The organism is Microtetraspora malaysiensis (assembly GCF_050947145.1).
In the GTDB taxonomy this organism is placed as follows: Bacteria; Actinomycetota; Actinomycetes; order Streptosporangiales; family Streptosporangiaceae; genus Microtetraspora_A; species Microtetraspora_A malaysiensis.
Genome location: NZ_CP191998.1, coordinates 5,118,912 through 5,135,735, shown reverse-complemented (window position 1 = coordinate 5,135,735; position 16,824 = coordinate 5,118,912). Strand labels below are relative to the sequence as shown.

Sequence of the window (16,824 nt, the reverse complement as noted above, 5' to 3'; positions counted from 1 at the left end):
CCGGGCGTTCCAGCCGAAGCGCGCGGACCCCGTGCCAAGATCCACGCGCCTGCGGCCTAGGCTGTCGATCATGAGCTTTTCTCTCAGTGATTTCGCCAGGAAGATCCTCAACGCCCCCAACATCGGCATCCTCGCCACTCTCAATCCCGATGGCAGCCCTCAGACCTCGGCTGTCTGGGTCGGCATCGACGGTGAGGACGTGGTCATCTCGTCCCAGGCCGGCAGGCGCAAGGTCCTGAACCTGCAGCGCGATCCGCGCGCCAGTCTCAGCGTGGTCGACCGTTCGGATCCCGAGAGATACGTCGAGGTCCGCGGGGTGGCGGCGGTCACCGAGGATGAGGGAAGGCGGCTGGCGGTGGAGCTGGCTGAGAAGTACGAGGGCCCCGGCGCTGGAGAAGAGTATCTGCGGCTGCCCCCGGAAGACGTACGCGTGGCGATCCGGATCACGCCGAAACGCGTGGTGGGCAACGCGGCGTGACGGAGTCGGGTAGAAGAGCGGAGGAAGACGACGCCCCCGCCCTTCCCCCGCCTCCCTGGGTCGTGTCTGACAAATCAAGCCCTGCTGCGCGCGGCCCAGACGGCGCCTCGCTGCGTTGACGCCCCACCCCACCCACGAAAAGTCCTCGCAGGCTCGGACTTTCCGCGGGGCCCGGGATTGTCGGCCGTAGGCTCCGCTACGGCCTCCTCCTCCGCCCTGCGATGCATCCGTCTGGGATCGCGCTCGCTACGGGCAGCATTTGTCAGACACTCCTTAGTGCCCTGGGTGCGTGGGGAGGGCGAGGTTCACCTGGCTCTCGGTGCCGGGTTCGACGATCACGAACTGCCCCATCATCCCGGAGTCCTCGTGGCCCGACGGGGTGCTGCGCCGCTGTGCGGACCGGGCCGAAGGCACCGGCGTTCGCGTGTCATGGGAGCGCGCGCGGTACCCCCTTGTCGTGGGGCGGCCCATGGGATAGAAATGCGCTCACCCTGAGTAGGAAAGTTTCCGACCTACTCGGCACCGGGACGGAGGGTGAGCGTGGGCGGCGACTACCTCGCGGGGCCGCAGGGCCTGCTCCGGTCGATCAACGCGCGCGCCGTCTTCGACGTCATCGAGCGCGAGGGGCCGCTGGGCCGACCCGAGATCACCAGGGCGACCGGCCTGTCCAAGACCACCGTCGCCCAGGCGCTGCGCGAGCTCATCGCGCGCGAGGTCGTCGACGAGGCGGGCACCGACACCGCGCGCAGGGGACCCGCCGCGACGCTCTACCGGATCGCCCCCCGCTGCGCGTTCGGCCTCGGCGTCGACATCGGGCACCTGCGGGTCCGCGTCGCGGTCGTGGACGCAACCGGAGAGGTCCTCGCCCGCGCCGAGGCCCCCGCGCCGCGCCGGGACGCCGCCGCCCTGGCGGACACGGTGACCGCCCTCGCGTCCGAGTGCGCCGGACGGGCCGGCATCGGCGTGGCCGCCGTGGGCCAGGCCGTCATCGGAGTCCCCGCCATCGTCGGCCGCGACGGCCGCACCATCCGACGGGCGTACGGCCTGCCGCAGGGCGGCAAGGGGCTGGTCGAGGCGATCGAGCGCGACCTGCCCATGCCGCTGCTCCTGGAGAACGACGTCAACCTGGCCGCCGTCGCCGAGCAGCGGTTCGGCGCGTGCGCGGACGTCGGCGACTTCGTCCTGCTCGGCGTCGGCGTCGGCCTCGGCGCCGGGATCGTGCTCGGGGGCCGGTTGCACCGGGGGTTCGCCGGAGGAGCGGGCGAGGTCGGCTTCCTGCCCCACCCCGCGACCGAGCTCGGCACCGAGGTGCTCGGCGCCCGGCGCATCGCCGAGCAGGCCAGGGCGGCCGGCATCGCGGGCCGGCCGTCCCCCCGCGAGCTCTTCGAGCGCGCCAGGGGCGGCGACGAGAAGGCGCTCGCGGTCGTGGACGCCACCGCCCGCCGGATCGCCCATGTCGCGGCATCCATCGCCCTGGTGATCGAGCCGGAGTTGTTCGTGCTCGGCGGGGCGGTCGGCGCCAACGCCGACCTGCTGCTCGGCCGGGTCCGCCACCACCTCGCCAAGGACGCCGCTCCGCTGCCGATCAGGGTCATCGCGAGCGGTGTGCCCGACGACGCCGTCCTGCGCGGCGCGGCCTGGCTCGCCCGCCATCACGCCAGGGAACGCGCCTTCGCCGCCGCCACGGGCGCGCCCCCGCAGGACGCCGGCCCCGGAGGCCGGCCGAACGACACCGACTCCGCCGGGTGACCGCGCGGCTCCAGGAAAGCGGCTCCAGGAAAGGGGACACCACGTGAACCTCGCACGACGGCTCGGCGCCCGGGAGGACGACCGGCTGTTGATCGTCAACGCCGACGACTACGGCATGTGCCGGGCGGCCAACACCGGCATCACCTCGCTGCTCGCCGCCCGCGCCATCAGCTCGGCGACCGTCATGACCCCGTGCCCGTGGGCCCCCGAAGCGATCCGTACCGCCGTCGCCGGCGGCTACGACGTGGGCGTCCACCTGACCTTCACCAGCGAGTGGGAGGGCTACCGGTGGGGGCCGGTGACCCGTGACCGCGGGGTGTCCTCGCTGGTGGACGAGGCCGGCTACTTCCCGGCCGACTGCCGGGCGGTCGAGGAGCGGGCCGACCCGGACGAGGTCCACGCCGAGATCACCGCCCAGATCCGCAGGGCCGTGACCCTCGGCCTGGACCCCTCGCACGCCGACAACCACATGGGCAGCCTGTACGGCCTGGTGACCGGCCGGGACTTCCTGGACGTCGTGTTCAAGGCGTGCGCCGAGCACGGCCTGCCGTTCCGGCTGCCCAGGACCCTGGACGGCATGGGCCTGCCCGAGGAGCTGGAGCCGATCGCGGCGGCGCGGGCGGAGGCGGCGGACGCGGCTGGGGTGGTGATCCTCGACCGGCTCTGGACGCTGCCGTTCGAGCTGGCCGAGGGTGAGACGTACGAGAGCGTCAGGAACGACATGATCGGGCTGATCCGGGCGCTGCGACCCGGCGTGACGGAGCTCTACATCCACCCGTTCGAGGAGACCGGCGAGCTGCGGCAGATCATGCCGCACCACGCGAAGCGCGCCATGGAGCTGCGGCTCTTCACCGATCCGGAGGTCCGCCGGGCGGTCGACGAGGAGGGCGTCCGGCTGATCGGCTGGTCCGACCTGCGCGCCCTGCAGAGGTCGCGATGACCGGCCGCGGCCGGATGCTCGCCTACGGGTCGGGCAACCTGTCGGTCAACCTGCTGGCGCAGGCGTTCGCGACCTTCGCCACCTTCTACTACGTGGACCACCTCGGCGTCGATCCGGCGCTGATCGGCGTCGCCATGGTCATCCACGGCATCGTGAACGCGCTGCTCAACCCTTTGGTGGGGCACGTCTCGGACCGGACGCGCACCCGCTGGGGGAGGCGGGTGCCGTACATCGCGATCGGGATGGCGCCGCTGGCGGCGGCGTTCACCATGATCTGGATCCCGCTCGTGGACGGCGGAACCGCCCGCTTCTGGTACTTCCTGATCGCGGTCCTCGTCTACGACGTGCTGTTCGTCGTCGTGGTGCTGAACTACGTGGCGCTGTTCCCCGAGATGTTCACCACCATCGCCGAGCGGGCCGCCGCCGCGTCCTGGCGGCAGATGTTCGCCATCGTCGGCATGATCGTCGGCGTCGCCGCCGCGCCCGTGCTGTACGGGCTCATCGGATGGCCCGCGATGGGCATGGTCTTCGGCGTCGTCGCGCTGGCCTTCTTCGCGTTGTCGCTGCGCGGGTCGGTCGAGCGGGTCCGGGCCGAACGCGAGAGCTTCGGGTTCCTGACCGCGGTCCGCTACACGCTCGCCAACCGGGCGTTCGTCACATACGTCCTGGGCAGCTTCCTGCTGCAACTGACCTTCGCCCTGCTGCAGGCGGGCATCCCGTTCTTCACCAAGTACGCCCTGGGCGAGCCCGACTCCGCCAACACCGTCATCCTGGGCGCGGTGTTCGTCACCGCGATCCCGCTCGTCTACGTCTGGAGCCGGGTCACCACCCGGATCGGCCCGCGCCGCGCCGTCCTCGCCGCGATCATCGTGTACGGCGCGGCCCTCGTGCCGTTCCTCTTCGTCGGCGGTCTCGCCCTCGCGGCCGTCGCCGGGGCCGCGGTCGGCGTGGGGATCGCGGGCATGCTGGTCCTCCTGGAGATCCTGCTCGCCGAGGTGATCGACGACGACGAGCGCAGGACGGGCGCCCGCCGCGAGGGGATGTATTTCGGGATGAACGGGTTCATCGTCCGCTGGGCGGTGTCGCTCCAGGCGGTGATCATCAGTGTGGTGCTGTCCCGGTCCGGTTACCAGGCGGGGGCGGCCGTGCAGCCCGGCTCCGTCGTGACCGGCGTCCGGCTGATGCTGGGCGGGGTTCCCCTGATCGTGCTGGCGGTGGCGTTCGGCTGCTTCCTGCTTTACCCGCTGCGGGCGGGCGTCCGCCCGGCCGGCGAGAGCGACCCGGTCCCGATCCCCGGCCGACCCGCTCCTTGAGGACCGTCATCACGGGGCGAGGCGGCGGCCGGGCTCAGATCGTGACGAGCATCTTGCCGATGTTCTCGCCCCTCAGCATGCCGAGGAACGCGTCCGGGGCGTTGCGCAGGCCGTTCACGACCGTCTGACGCTCGCGCAGCCGGCCGTCGCGCAGCCAGCCGCCGACCTCGTGCAGCAGGTCGGGCATGCGCCGGGCGCTGTCCCCGACGATGAAACCCCGCAACGCCAGCCGCTTGGTGACGATCTTGAACATGTTGTGCGGCCCCGGCGGCGGATCCGGGACGTTGTACTGCGCCACCGCGCCGCAGCAGGCGACCCGGCCGTGCTCGTTCAGCAGGTCGATGGCGGCCTCCAGATGGTCGCCGCCGACGTTGTCGAAGTAGACGTCCACGCCGTCCGGCGCGGCCGCGCGGAGCTGCTCCACGACCGGGCCGTCCTTGTAGTTGAAGGCGGCGTCGAACCCCAGCTCCTCGTTCAGGTAGCGGACCTTCTCCGCCGACCCGGCGCTGCCGATGACGCGGGGGGAGCCGCGCAACCTGGCCATCTGCCCCACCAGCGAACCGACCGCCCCGGCCGCCGCGGACACGAAGACGATGTCGCGCGGGGTGAAGCCCGCGACGTCGAACAGGCCGACGTACGCGGTGAGGCCGACCATCCCCAGCACGCCCAGGTACGAGCCCAGCGGCGCGACGTCCGGATCGACCACGCGGGCCGACTTGGCGTCCAGCAGCGCGTACTCGCGCCAGCCCAGGGGGTGGACCACCTTCTGCCCGACCTGGAACCGGCCGGAGGCGTCCGCGACCACCTCGCCCACGGCGCCGCCCTCCAGCGGTTTGCCGACCTCGAAGGACGGGACGTAGGACGGGCCGGCGTTCATCCGGCCGCGCATGTACGGATCGACGCTCATGATCTCGTTGTGGACCAGGAGCTGCCCGGGGCCGGGAGGCTCTACCGGGGCCTCGGCGATGTCGAAGTTCTCCGGGATGGGCCATCCCCGGGGCCGGGACGCGAGCCGCACCTCGAGGCCCCGCTCGGGCAACGGCCGGTGTGGCTGGTTCACGTTGATCGTCCATCCGTGCTCGGGGCGCTTCCCTGCTCAGGGCGCTTTCCTGCTCCTCTTCCTCCGGCCCGCCGGTGCAAACGTCACGGCCGCGAAACCGCCCGTGTCCGCCCGTGTCCGCCCGTGCCCGCCCGTGCCCGCCTGAACGGGGACGACGCGCCGAGCGGCCTTGCTTTGCGCCTCCGTTCTCTTCTATGCTCCGCGATTTAGTAGGACGTCCTAATAAATTGGCGCTCGGTAGGAGTGTGGTCCATGCATGTGCCGGTTCATCCCACGAGGTTCGTGACGGCGGCGGCCCTGTTCGACGGACATGACGCGGCGATCAACATCATGCGGAGGATCCTGCAGTCACAGGGCGCCGAGGTGATCCACCTCGGGCACAACCGGTCGGTCGAGGAGGTCGTCACCGCGGCCATCCAGGAGGACGTCCAGGGTGTGGCGATCAGCTCCTACCAGGGCGGCCACGTGGAGTACTTCACGTACCTCGTGGACCTGCTGCGTGAGCGCGGCGCCGGCCACATCAAGGTGTACGGCGGGGGCGGCGGCGTGATCGTGCGGGAGGAGATCGAGCTGCTGCACGCGCGCGGCGTGGCCGGCATCTTCTCGCCCCAGGACGGCCAGCGGCTGGGCCTGGCAGGCATGATCAACAAACTTGTCGAGACGTGCGACGTCGATCTCGCCGCGGGCGACGCGCCCGACATCGCCAAGGTGGTGGCCGGCGACCACGGGGCGCTCGCGCGCGCGGTTACCTTCGTCGAGGCGGGCCGGGCCGGCGCGGAGTGGCTCGGTGAGCTGCGCGCCGCCGCGTCCACCCGGGAGATCCCCGTGCTCGGCATCACCGGGACCGGTGGCTCGGGCAAGTCCTCGCTCACGGACGAGCTGCTCCGCCGGATCAGGATCGACTACGAGGACAAGCTGCGGGTCGCGGTGATCGCCGTCGACCCGACCCGCCGGCGCGGCGGGGGAGCGCTGCTGGGCGACCGCATCCGGATGAACAGCCTGACCGGGGGCTCGGTCTACTTCCGCTCCCTGGCCACCCGGGGGGCGCAGGAGCTGCCCCCGCACCTGGGGGACGTCATCGCCGCCTGCCGGGCGGCCGGGCACGACCTGGTGATCGTGGAGACCCCCGGCATCGGCCAGGGTGACGCCGCCATCGTGCCGTTCTCGGATGTTTCGCTGTACGTGATGACGCCGGAGTTCGGCGCCGCCTCGCAGCTCGAGAAGATCGACATGCTCGACTTCGCCGACGTGGTGGCGATCAACAAGTACGAGCGGCGCGGCGCGGAGGACGCGCTGCGCGATGTGCGCCGCCAGATGGTGCGCAACCGCGAGGCGTTCGGTGTCCCCCCGGAGCAGATGCCGGTCTTCGGCACGATCGCCTCCCGCTTCAACGACGAGGGGGTGACCGCGCTCTACCAGCGGCTGCGCGCCCTGCTCGGCGAGAAGGGGCTGCCCGCCTCGCCCGGGCTGGTCCCCGAGGTGCGGGGCAGCGCCTCCGAGGTGACCTCCGCGATCGTCTCGCCGTCTCGCGTCCGCTACCTGGCCGAGATCGCCGAGCACGTCCGCGGCTATCACGCCCGCACCGCCGCCCAGGCGGACGCCGTACGCCGCCACCAGGCGCTGCTCACCGCGCGCGAGGCGGTCGCGGCCGACGGGGCGGCGACCGCCGACCTTGACCGGATCGCCGAGCGCGCCGCGGGCGCGGTCGACGCCGACAGCCGCGGGCTCCTCGACGGATGGGCCGCCACGCGGGAGGCGTACGAGGCCGACGAGCTGGTGGTCCGGGTCCGCGACCGCGAGCTGCGCACGCCGCTGTGGCGCGAGACGCTGTCGGGCAGCCGCGTCCGGAGGGTGGCCCTGCCCCGGTACAGCGACCGCGGCGACCTGCTGAGCTTCCTGCGCTCGGAGAACCTGCCGGGCAGCTTCCCGTTCACCGCGGGGGTCTTCCCGTTCAAGCGGGACGACGAGGAGCCGACCCGGATGTTCGCCGGCGAGGGCGACGCGTTCCGCACCAACCGGCGATTCAAGCTGCTGTCCGAGGGCCAGCCCGCGACGCGGCTGTCCACCGCGTTCGACTCGGTCACCCTGTACGGCAACGACCCCGACCTGCGTCCCGACATCTACGGAAAGGTCGGCACCTCCGGGGTGTCGATCGCCACACTGGACGACATGAAGGCGCTCTACGACGGGTTCGACCTGTCCGCGCCGAACACCTCGGTCTCCATGACCATCAACGGCCCGGCCCCCACCATCCTCGCGTTCTTCCTCAACGCCGCCGCCGACCAGGCGCTCGACCGGTTCGCGGGCGAGCACGGGCGGGCGCCCTCGGCGGAGGAGGCGGCCGACCTGCGGGCCCGCACGCTGGCCACCGTACGCGGGACCGTGCAGGCCGACATCCTGAAGGAGGACCAGGGGCAGAACACCTGCATCTTCTCCACCGAGTTCAGCCTGCGCATGATGGCCGACATCCAGGAGTGGTTCATCGCCAACAAGGTGCGGAACTTCTACTCGGTGTCGATCTCCGGTTACCACATCGCCGAGGCCGGGGCCAACCCCATCACCCAGCTCGCGTTCACCCTCGCCAACGGCTTCACCTACGTCGAGGCGTACCTGGCGCGCGGCATGAATGTGGACGACTTCGCCCCCAACCTGTCGTTCTTCTTCTCCAACGGCATGGACCCCGAGTACGCGGTGCTCGGCCGGGTCGCCCGCCGGATCTGGGCGGTCGCGATGCGCGATCGGTACGGCGCGGGCGAGCGGGCGCAGAAGCTCAAGTACCACATCCAGACCTCGGGCCGTTCCCTCCACGCCCAGGAGATGGACTTCAACGACATCCGCACCACCCTGCAGGCGTTGATCGCGATCTACGACAACTGCAACAGCCTGCACACCAACGCCTACGACGAGGCCGTCACCACCCCGTCGGCGGAGTCCGTACGGCGGGCCATGGCGATCCAGCTGATCATCAACCGCGAGTGGGGCATGGCCGTCAACGAGAACCCGCTGCAGGGCGCGTTCATCGTCGAGGAGCTCACCGACCTGGTCGAGGAGGCGGTGCTGCGGGAGTTCGAGCGCATCTCCGACCGCGGCGGCGTCCTCGGCGCGATGGAGACCGGCTACCAGCGCGGCAAGATCCAGGACGAGTCGATGCTGTACGAGACCCGCAAGCACGACGGCTCGCTCCCGATCATCGGCGTGAACACATTCCGGAACCCGAACGCCGCCGTCGACGACCACCGGGAGCTGGAGCTGGCCCGCGGCACCGAGGAGGAGAAGCAGGCCCAGCTCACCCGGCTGCGCGCCTTCCACGAGGCGCACGCCGAGGAGGCCCCGGCCGCGCTCGCCCGGCTGCGGGAGGCGGCGATGTCCCGGGAGAACGCCTTCGACGCCCTCATGGACGCCGCCCGCGTCTGCTCGCTCGGGCAGATCACCGAGGCTCTCTTCGAGATCGGAGGCCAGTACCGCCGCAACGTGTGACCCCGTCCCCGCCGTCCGCGAGGTCCTCCCTCCGCCGGTACGCGACGCACCGCCGGTGAGCGGTGCGTCGCGGGAACCGGCGGGGCGGTGGGCCGCGTCGAACCGATCAACGATCATGGTCGGAAAAAGGGGCGAGGATGGCGCGGGGGATGGCGTCCGGCGCGGCGGCGGCGCTGCTGCTGGCCGGGCTCGCGGGCTGCGGTGGCGCGGGACTGGACGGCGCGCAGACGGTCGTCGCAGTAGCCGCCGAAACGGGGGCGGCCGGCGAGATCGTGATGTGCCATTTCCAGGAGGTGTCGCTGCGGGTCCTGGGGGAGGGGCGGCCGGCCACCGAACTCGGCCCGGACGGCCGCGCCGCGCTGAAGGGAACGGAGGTGCGCCGGATCGACGACCTGGACACGTGGACGATCGTGGAGGAGAGCGCCACCCGGCTGGCACTCATCCGGGAGCTCACCCGCCCCCAGGACCAGGGCGGCGGCATGGTCTTCACGCACGAGTTCCTGGACGTCGAGCGGTTCGGCGAGCCGGACGCGGACGGCCGCCCGGGCTGGCACCTGCGGGCCTCGAGCCACTGCGACCTGCGCCGTGACCTCGGCGAGCTGGGAGTGGCCGACGTGACGCTCGACCCCGCGGCGCCGCCGCCCGGCCCGGACTCCCGGCGGATATCCGTACTCGTGCACGAGCGCGAGTGCGCGAGCGGGCGGCGGGCGGACGGCCGGATCCGCCTCCTCGGGGTGGAGCCGACCGCGGAGGAGGTGCGGGTGGTCCTCGGCGTACGGCGGGTGGACGCCGGAGGCGGGGTGGTGACCTGCCAGGGGAACCCGGCCACGCCGTTCACCGTCGAGCTGGACGAGCCGCTCGGCGAGCGGGTTCTCACCGACGCGTCGGTCTACCCGCCCCGGCCGATCTCGAGTCCGACCGCCGCCGGACGGCCATGAGGCCGCTCAGCGTCCCGGGTCGATGGCGTCCCGCTTGCCGTTGAGGTGCTCGGTGCCGGGGACGCGCGGATAACGCAGGTCGAAGACGGGACGCTCGGACCTGATGAGCGGGAGAGAGATGAAGTTGTGCCGCGGCGGCGGGCACGACGTGGCCCACTCCAGGCTGTTGCCGAACCCCCACGGGTCGTCCACCTCCACCCGCCTGCCGTGCCGGGACGTCCGCCAGACGTTGTAGAGGAACGGCAGCGTCGACATGCCGAGGAGGAAGGCGCCCGCGCTGGAGACGCTGTTCAGGACGGTGAAGCCGTCGACGGGGGAGTAGTCGGCGTAGCGGCGGGGGAAGCCGATCACGCCGAGCCAGTGCTGGACGAGGAACGTCATGTGGAAGCCGACGAACAGCGTCCAGAAGTGGATCTTCCCGAGGAGCTCGTCGAGCATCTTGCCGGTGATCTTGGGCCACCAGAAGTAGAAGCCGGCGAACATCGCGAAGACCACGGTCCCGAAGACCGTGTAGTGGAAGTGGGCGACCACGAAGTAGGTGTCGGTGACGTGGAAGTCCAGCGGCGGGGAGGCGAGGATGACGCCGGTCAGGCCGCCCAGGAGGAACGTCGCCAGGAAGCCGACCGAGAACAGCATGGGGGTCTCGAAGGTCAGGTGGCCGCGCCACATCGTGCCGGTCCAGTTGAAGAACTTGATGCCGGTTGGGATCGCGATCAGGAAGCTCATCAGCGAGAAGAACGGCAGCAGCACCTGGCCGGTGGCGAACATGTGGTGGGCCCACACGGTCATGGACAGACCCATGATCGAGATCGTCGCGCCGATCATGCCGACGTAGCCGAAGAGCGGCTTGCGGCTGAACACCGGGATGATCTCGGTGACGATCCCGAAGAACGGCAGCGCGATCACGTACACCTCGGGATGGCCGAAGAACCAGAACAGGTGCTGCCACAGGATCGGCCCGCCCGAGTCCGGACGGAAGACGTGGCTGCCCGTCTTGCGATCGATCTCCAGCACGAGGAGGGCCGCCGCGAGCACCGGGAACGCCAGGAGCACCATGAGCGAGGTGAGCAGGACGTTCCACGTGAAGATCGGCATCCGGAACAGGGTCATGCCGGGCGCGCGCAGCCCGATGATCGTGGTGACGAAGTTGACCGATCCGAGGATCGTGCCCAGCCCGGACAGCGCCAGGCCCATGATCCACAGGTCGGCGCCGGTGGACGGGCTGTACTGCGCGAGGGACAGCGGGGCGTACCCGGTCCAGCCGTACGCGGCGGCGCCCTGGGCGGTTCCGAAGCCGGCCAGCACGATGAGCCCGCCGAAGAGAAAGAGCCAGTAGCTGATCGCGTTGAGACGGGGGAACGCCACGTCGTGGGCGCCGATCTGGAGCGGCATGACCGCGTTGGCGAAGCCGGCGAACAACGGCGTGGCGAACAGCAGCAGCATGACCGTGCCGTGGATGGTGAACAGCTCGTTGTAGACCTGGTTGTTCACGAACTGCAGCCCCGGCATGGCCAGCTCCGCCCGGATGATCATGGCCATGAGCCCGGCGATGAGAAAGAACGCGAACGACGTGACGAAGTAGAGGTTGCCGATCACCTTGTGGTCGGTCGTGGTGAGCCAGGGGACGACGCGGGCACCCAGCCGCGTCGATGCCGCGGGCGGTGGGCGGGTCGCGCGTGTGGTCATGACATCTCCTGTCCCCCGAGAGGAGCCTTCCAGGCGTCATGTACCCCTGCGTCAGTCGTCCTGCCCCCGCCTCACGGGCATCAGCGGTTCTCGTCCTGCCGCCCGGCGTCGCTCTTGGCCAGGAACGGAGACCGGCCGAGGATGACGATCCCCACGACGAGCGCGACCAGGCCGGCGACCGTCCCCGCCAGCGCGTAGACGTCGACCCGTAGCTACCGCGATCCAGGTCAGCGAGGTGGGGTGCGGCACCCTGCCGCCCCGGGGTTGCGCGGACGCGAGGAAGACCGCCACCCCGCCGCTGACCAGCACCGCCCCCAGCCACTCCCCGCGTCCGAGGCGCTCCTGATAGACCAGGGCGGAGACCGCGAGCGCGAAGATGAGGTTGGTCGCGAGCAGCGGTTCGATCTGGGCCACGCCGGCCCGCCGCCATGAGACCGAGCAGCACCGTGAGGATCATGTCGCGTGAGCCGGGTAGGCCCGGCCCCGTCGCTGACGGGCGAGCACGGAACGGTAGACGTCCACCACGCGGTGGACGAGCGTGTCCCAGGTCAGCTCCGCGGCCTGACGCCGGGCCCGGGAGGCGAGCGCCGCCGCAAGCGCCGGGTGCGCCGTCAGCTCGCGCAGCGCCCCGGCGATCTCGTACGGCGAGCCCGGCGGGACGAGCAGGCCGCTCTCCCGGTGCCGGACGAGCTCGGGGACGCCTCCCGTCGCGCTCGCCACGACCGGCACCCCGGAGTACATCGCCTCGACCAGCACCGAGCCCAGCTCCTCGTAGCGGGACGGGAGCACCAGGACGTCCACGTCCCGGAGCACGGCCGGGATTCGCTCGTGCGGGAGGAACCCGAGGAAGAGGGTCCGCCGCTCGACGCCGAGCCGCGCGGCCAGGCGGCGCAGCCGCGCCCGCTCCGGCCCGTCGCCCACCAGGACCAGGTGCCCGGGCGCGGTGGCGGAGAACAGCGCGAAGCCGCGCAGCAAGGTGTCGACGCCCTTCTGCGGGTGCAGCCGTCCCACGTACGCGATGCGCGGCCGGGGCAGTCCGGCGGGCAGGCCGGGGCCGAGATCGGCCGGGTCGGCCCGGAACTCCCCGCCGACCCCGGACGGGATGACGTGGACGTCCGGGTGCGCCAGCTCGCGCCGGAGCCGGTCCGTCAGCGCGATGACCGCGGCCGCCCGGTCCACGCCGTACCCCTCCAGCGCGCCGCCCAAGGTCTTCAGGAGGAGCGAGCGCGGGCCGGTCACCCGGAGGGTGTGGCGCAGGCTGCAGTGGACGGTCAGCACGATCGGCGCTCCGCTCAGCCGGGCGGCCCGCAGCGCGAGCGGCACGATGGCGAGGTCCTCCCCGAGGTGGGCGTGGATCACGTCGGCGCCGGGCGCGAGGCCGGGCAGCCGCCACCACGCGTACAGGCTGTAGCACTGGCGGAAGACGCCGATCGGGAGGCCGAGCCGGATCACCCGGCCGTGCCGTCCGAGCGGCGCGACGGCCGGGGCGGTCGGCGGCCGGCTGGTGATGACGGTCTGCGCGATCCCGAGGGCGTCCAGCGCGCGGCTGAGGTGCCCGGTGTGGTTCTGCATCCCGCCGATCGGGTCGAAGGCCGCCGCCGACTCGGCGGCCAGGGCCGAGGCCGGCGGCTCGAAGACGGAGCACAGCCGTAGGACGCGCATGTTCACCTCGCCGGAGCCGCGGGCCCGACACGCCTCGCGGCGCGAGACGGCGGACGGCGCGCCGCCCGGAGACGACGCCGGTCGGCTGCCCGGGCAACTCCACACATCTACCCGCCCGACCGCACCTCATGTGCCCGCCCACCGCGCCTCGCCGGTCCGCCGCGGGCCCGGCTTGCCCGACGCCCGCGCCCGCACCGCGCCCCCGCAGTGACACGCCGGTAGGCTCCCGCCCATGCGGACCCCCACGGACGGACAGATTCGCGCGCTCCACGCGAAGCACGCGCCCACGCGGGACGCCTTCGAGCTCGTGTACACCCACTGCGAGATCGTCTGGGGGATCGCGGAACAACTCCTCGCCCGCGACGGCCTCGCCGTCGACGCGGACCTGGTCCGGGCGGGCTGCCTCCTGCACGACATCGGCGTCTACCGGCTGTACGACGAGGACGGCGTCCTCGACCAGGCGGGCTACCTGCGCCACGGTGTCCTCGGTCACGATCTCCTCCGTGAGGAAGGCATCCCGGAGGAGATCTGCCGCTTCTGCTCCCGCCACACTGGGGTGGGCCTCACCAGCGACGACGTCCGCGAACAGGGGCTGCCGCTGCCGCCCGCCGACTACGTTCCGGAGACGGGCGAAGAGGAGCTCGTCATGTACGCGGACAAGTTCCACAGCAAGACGGACCCGCCGACCTTCGTCTCCGCCGCGTCGTACGCCACGCGAGTCCGCCGCTTCGGCGCGGCCAAGGCGACGATCTTCGCGTCGATGTGCGAGCGTTTCGGGCTTCCGGACCTCGCGCCGCTCGCCCGGGCGTACGGGCACGCGACGGTGTGACGCGTGCCGCAACGCGGGCGGTGTGGCGTCTCATGATGTGGTCAGGAAATGGTCACGGGTGGCCCGGCCGGGACGTACTTGGCTCCTGGTCGTAATCTGCCGACATGACAGAAAATCGGGCACTGACCCCCGGCGACGCCTTCGCGACGCTGCTGGCCGGCAACGAGCGGTTCATCACGGGACGCCCGCAGCACCCGAACCAGAACGCCGTCCGCCGCGCCGAGATCGCTCCCCTTCAGAGCCCGTTCGCCGTGCTCTTCGGCTGCTCCGACTCCCGCCTGGCCGCTGAGATCATCTTTGACCGCGGCCTCGGAGACCTGTTCGTCGTCCGCACCGCGGGGCACGTCATGGGGCCCGAGGTGCTCGGCAGCATCGAGTACGGCGTGAGCGTGCTGGGCTGCCCGCTGGTCGTCGTCCTCGGCCACGACTCCTGCGGCGCGGTCGCGGCCACCTGCGCCGCGCTTGAGGAAGGCCTCGCCCCCACCGGCTACGTACGCGACGTCGTCGAGCGGGTGACCCCGAGCGTGCTCGCCGCCCGCGCCGCCGGGCGCACCCAGCCCGACGAGATCGTGGACGAGCACATCCGCAACACTGTGGATCTCCTGGTCGACCGCTCGCGGGTGCTCGCCGACAGCCTCGCGGCGGGCCGGGTGGCCGTGGTCGGCCTGTCGTACCGGCTGGCCGAGGGCACCGCGCGGCTCGTCGCCGACCACGGTCTCGGCGTCCCCGTCCGCACGCCCGGCGTCGAGGAGGAGCCGGCCCGTCCCGCCTGACCGGGCGCCGGTCCGCCGCGACCTTTACGGCGGAGTGGGGGTTTTCTATGCGCTTCCTGACGTTTGCGAGGTGCTGGTGGTGAATCTTCCGTTGTGCGGCAAGGAGTTGTCCTAAGGGGCACGCCTGCCAAGCGAGGGGTGATCAGCGTGACCGCATGGCGTCGATGCTCCATCAGGACCCGCCTGACCGTGGCGGCGAGCGCCGTCATGGCGGCGATCTGCGCCATCGGCACGGTGCTCACCCTGCTGTCCGCGCGCGGGCGAGACCTGGAGTACCAGAAGGCCTCCCTGGTCGTCTGGGCCATGAGGGTCATCGAGCAGATGGTGATCCAGGGCCCCCTGACCGCCTTTCCCGACGGACCGGGCAGGGCGGCCCAGCTCTTCGACCCCAACAAGCGGCTGGTGGCCTTCTCCGGTGACATGGCGGGCAAGCCGCCGATGGCGGACTTCGGCTCCGACTCGACGACGTACCGGATCAAGGAACTGTGCGACCTGCCCGACGTCCCGGGCCAGTGCCGGATCGTCATCGACGCCCCGGTCCACCTCGCCGACGGGACCTGGCGGCTGTACGCCGCGGCCCCGTCGCCTCCGTGGTTCGGCAACCCGCTGCTGCTCGTCCTGCTGGTCGGCGGCTCGGCCCTGGTCGTCGCGGTCACCGCGCTCGGCACGTACCGAACGGTGGGCAAGACCCTCGAACCCGTCCAGGCCATCGGCGCCAAGCTCGACCAGATCACCGCCACCGATCTCGGGCATCGCGTCCCGCTCCCGAAGTACCAGGACGAGCTGGAAGATCTCACCCGGATCGCCAACCGGACCCTGGACCGGGCCCAGGCGGCGGTCGAGCAGCAGCTCAGGTTCGCCTCCGACGCCTCACACGACCTGCGCAGCCCGCTCACCGCCATGCGCGTACGGATCGAGGACGCGCTCGTGTGCCCGGAGGAGACCGACTGGCCCAGGACGGCCGCCGCGCTCCTGGACAGCGTGGAGCGTCTCCAGGAGCTGGTCACCGACCTGCTCCAGATTTCCCGCCTGGACGCGGGGGTGGGCGGACGGCACGAGCCCGTGGACCTCACCACGCTCGTGGCGTCCGAGCTGGACCACCGGCCGCGCCGGGTCCAGGTGGTCCGCGACCTCGCCTCCCAGGTGATGGTGAGCGGGGACCGGATCGGCCTGGGCCGGCTCCTGACCAACCTCCTGGACAATGCCGAACGCCACGCCGACGCCACGATCACCGTCACGGCCCGCGCGGAGCCGGGCACGGCGGTGCTGGAGGTGCGCGACGACGGCGAGGGGGTCCCGCCCGAGCAGCGGGACGCCGTCTTCCAGCGGTTCGTCCGCCTGGACGCCTCCCGGCGGAAGGATCCGGGCGGCACCGGACTCGGCCTGCCCATCGCGCGGCAGATCGCCGAGAACCACGGCGGCACCCTCACCATCGAGGACAGCCCGCGCGGCGCCCGGTTCGTGCTGCGCCTCCCGCGCCGCGTCCCTCAGCCGGAACCCGCGCTCGCCGGAGATGAGCACGGCGGCCGCGAACCCGCGGAGCGCTCCGCCGACCGGGGTGGCGGGCGCCCTCCGCGCTGAGCCGGGCTCCGTCCGCGCGAGTCCGAAGCGCGTAGCCGCGCGGGGCGACGCCGGGACGTCCGCGTACGTTCCGGTGATGTCGAGCGCGTGAATATCGGCATTGCCGATGGCACCGCCCCCTCTTCGCGAGCAGCCGCGAATGATCAATTTGAACAGGCGACGTGGACGATCGCCCCAAAGTGAACTTTCTACCGACTCGCCTGTCAATGGCGGCACAGCGCATAAAACGTGGGGTTGTTTCCCTCAATCGGCTCTCCGGCGGGTTCGCGCCGCTCACCGGCATTGCCGGCCTCGACCGAAAACCCTCCGGTTCGAGGGGGCTTCGTCCGTAAAATCGA

General features: G+C 71.6%; 12 protein-coding genes. 9 read left to right on the top strand and 3 right to left on the bottom strand.

What is annotated here, in order from left to right:
- Positions 1-70 precede the first annotated feature (70 nt).
- From ACQP1V_RS24360 to ACQP1V_RS24345, 4 genes are all read left to right on the top strand, one after another.
- Positions 71-478: a PPOX class F420-dependent oxidoreductase gene (locus ACQP1V_RS24360; RefSeq protein WP_433412024.1), complete on the top strand. Its 408-nt coding sequence runs from the start codon at positions 71-73 to the stop codon at positions 476-478.
- Between the two features lie 540 nt (positions 479-1,018).
- On the top strand, positions 1,019-2,227 hold the full coding sequence (locus ACQP1V_RS24355; protein WP_433412022.1) for an ROK family protein: 1,209 nt from the start codon (positions 1,019-1,021) through the stop codon (positions 2,225-2,227).
- Positions 2,228-2,270: 43 nt separating this feature from the next.
- Positions 2,271-3,167 carry a polysaccharide deacetylase family protein gene (locus ACQP1V_RS24350; RefSeq protein WP_387416940.1) on the top strand — a complete coding sequence of 299 codons (897 nt, stop codon included), beginning with the start codon at positions 2,271-2,273 and terminating at the stop codon, positions 3,165-3,167.
- On the top strand, positions 3,164-4,480 hold the full coding sequence (locus ACQP1V_RS24345; RefSeq protein ID WP_433412020.1) for an MFS transporter: 1,317 nt from the start codon (positions 3,164-3,166) through the stop codon (positions 4,478-4,480). Before ACQP1V_RS24350 ends, ACQP1V_RS24345 begins: the two co-directional genes overlap by 4 nt.
- A 34-nt stretch (positions 4,481-4,514) precedes the next feature.
- On the opposite strand, the gene ACQP1V_RS24340 is transcribed toward ACQP1V_RS24345, so the two are convergent.
- Positions 4,515-5,540: an NADP-dependent oxidoreductase gene (locus tag ACQP1V_RS24340; RefSeq protein ID WP_433412018.1), complete on the bottom strand. Its 1,026-nt coding sequence runs from the start codon at positions 5,538-5,540 to the stop codon at positions 4,515-4,517.
- Positions 5,541-5,792: 252 nt separating this feature from the next.
- On the opposite strand from ACQP1V_RS24340, the gene icmF reads away from it, so the two are divergent.
- A complete protein-coding gene (gene icmF, locus ACQP1V_RS24335) occupies positions 5,793-9,017 on the top strand; it encodes a fused isobutyryl-CoA mutase/GTPase IcmF (RefSeq protein ID WP_433412016.1) in 3,225 nt (1,074 codons plus the stop codon).
- Between the two features lie 137 nt (positions 9,018-9,154).
- Positions 9,155-9,955: a hypothetical protein gene (locus ACQP1V_RS24330; protein ID WP_433412014.1), complete on the top strand. Its 801-nt coding sequence runs from the start codon at positions 9,155-9,157 to the stop codon at positions 9,953-9,955.
- A gap of 6 nt (positions 9,956-9,961) precedes the next feature.
- Here ACQP1V_RS24330 and ctaD read toward each other — a convergent pair whose 3' ends face one another.
- Complete coding sequence (gene ctaD / locus ACQP1V_RS24325) at positions 9,962-11,641, bottom strand: aa3-type cytochrome oxidase subunit I (RefSeq protein WP_433412012.1); 1,680 nt, start codon at positions 11,639-11,641, stop codon at positions 9,962-9,964.
- Positions 11,642-12,094: 453 nt separating this feature from the next.
- Positions 12,095-13,303 (bottom strand): glycosyltransferase, encoded by a 1,209-nt coding sequence (locus ACQP1V_RS24320; protein ID WP_433412010.1) that lies wholly within the window; start codon positions 13,301-13,303, stop codon positions 12,095-12,097.
- A 232-nt stretch (positions 13,304-13,535) separates the two neighbouring features.
- Between ACQP1V_RS24320 and ACQP1V_RS24315 the strand changes: the two genes are divergently transcribed.
- The 3 genes from ACQP1V_RS24315 to ACQP1V_RS24305 all read left to right on the top strand — a co-directional run bounded on the left by ACQP1V_RS24315 (position 13,536) and on the right by ACQP1V_RS24305 (position 16,486).
- The gene (locus ACQP1V_RS24315; protein WP_433412008.1) at positions 13,536-14,132 is read left to right on the top strand and encodes an HD domain-containing protein; all 597 of its coding nucleotides are present in this window, start codon (positions 13,536-13,538) and stop codon (positions 14,130-14,132) included.
- Positions 14,133-14,236: 104 nt separating this feature from the next.
- Positions 14,237-14,905, top strand: coding sequence for a carbonic anhydrase (locus ACQP1V_RS24310; RefSeq protein WP_433412006.1), 669 nt, complete (start codon positions 14,237-14,239; stop codon positions 14,903-14,905).
- Positions 14,906-15,052: 147 nt separating this feature from the next.
- Positions 15,053-16,486, top strand: coding sequence for a sensor histidine kinase (locus ACQP1V_RS24305; RefSeq protein ID WP_433412004.1), 1,434 nt, complete (start codon positions 15,053-15,055; stop codon positions 16,484-16,486).
- Positions 16,487-16,824: the final 338 nt, after the last annotated feature.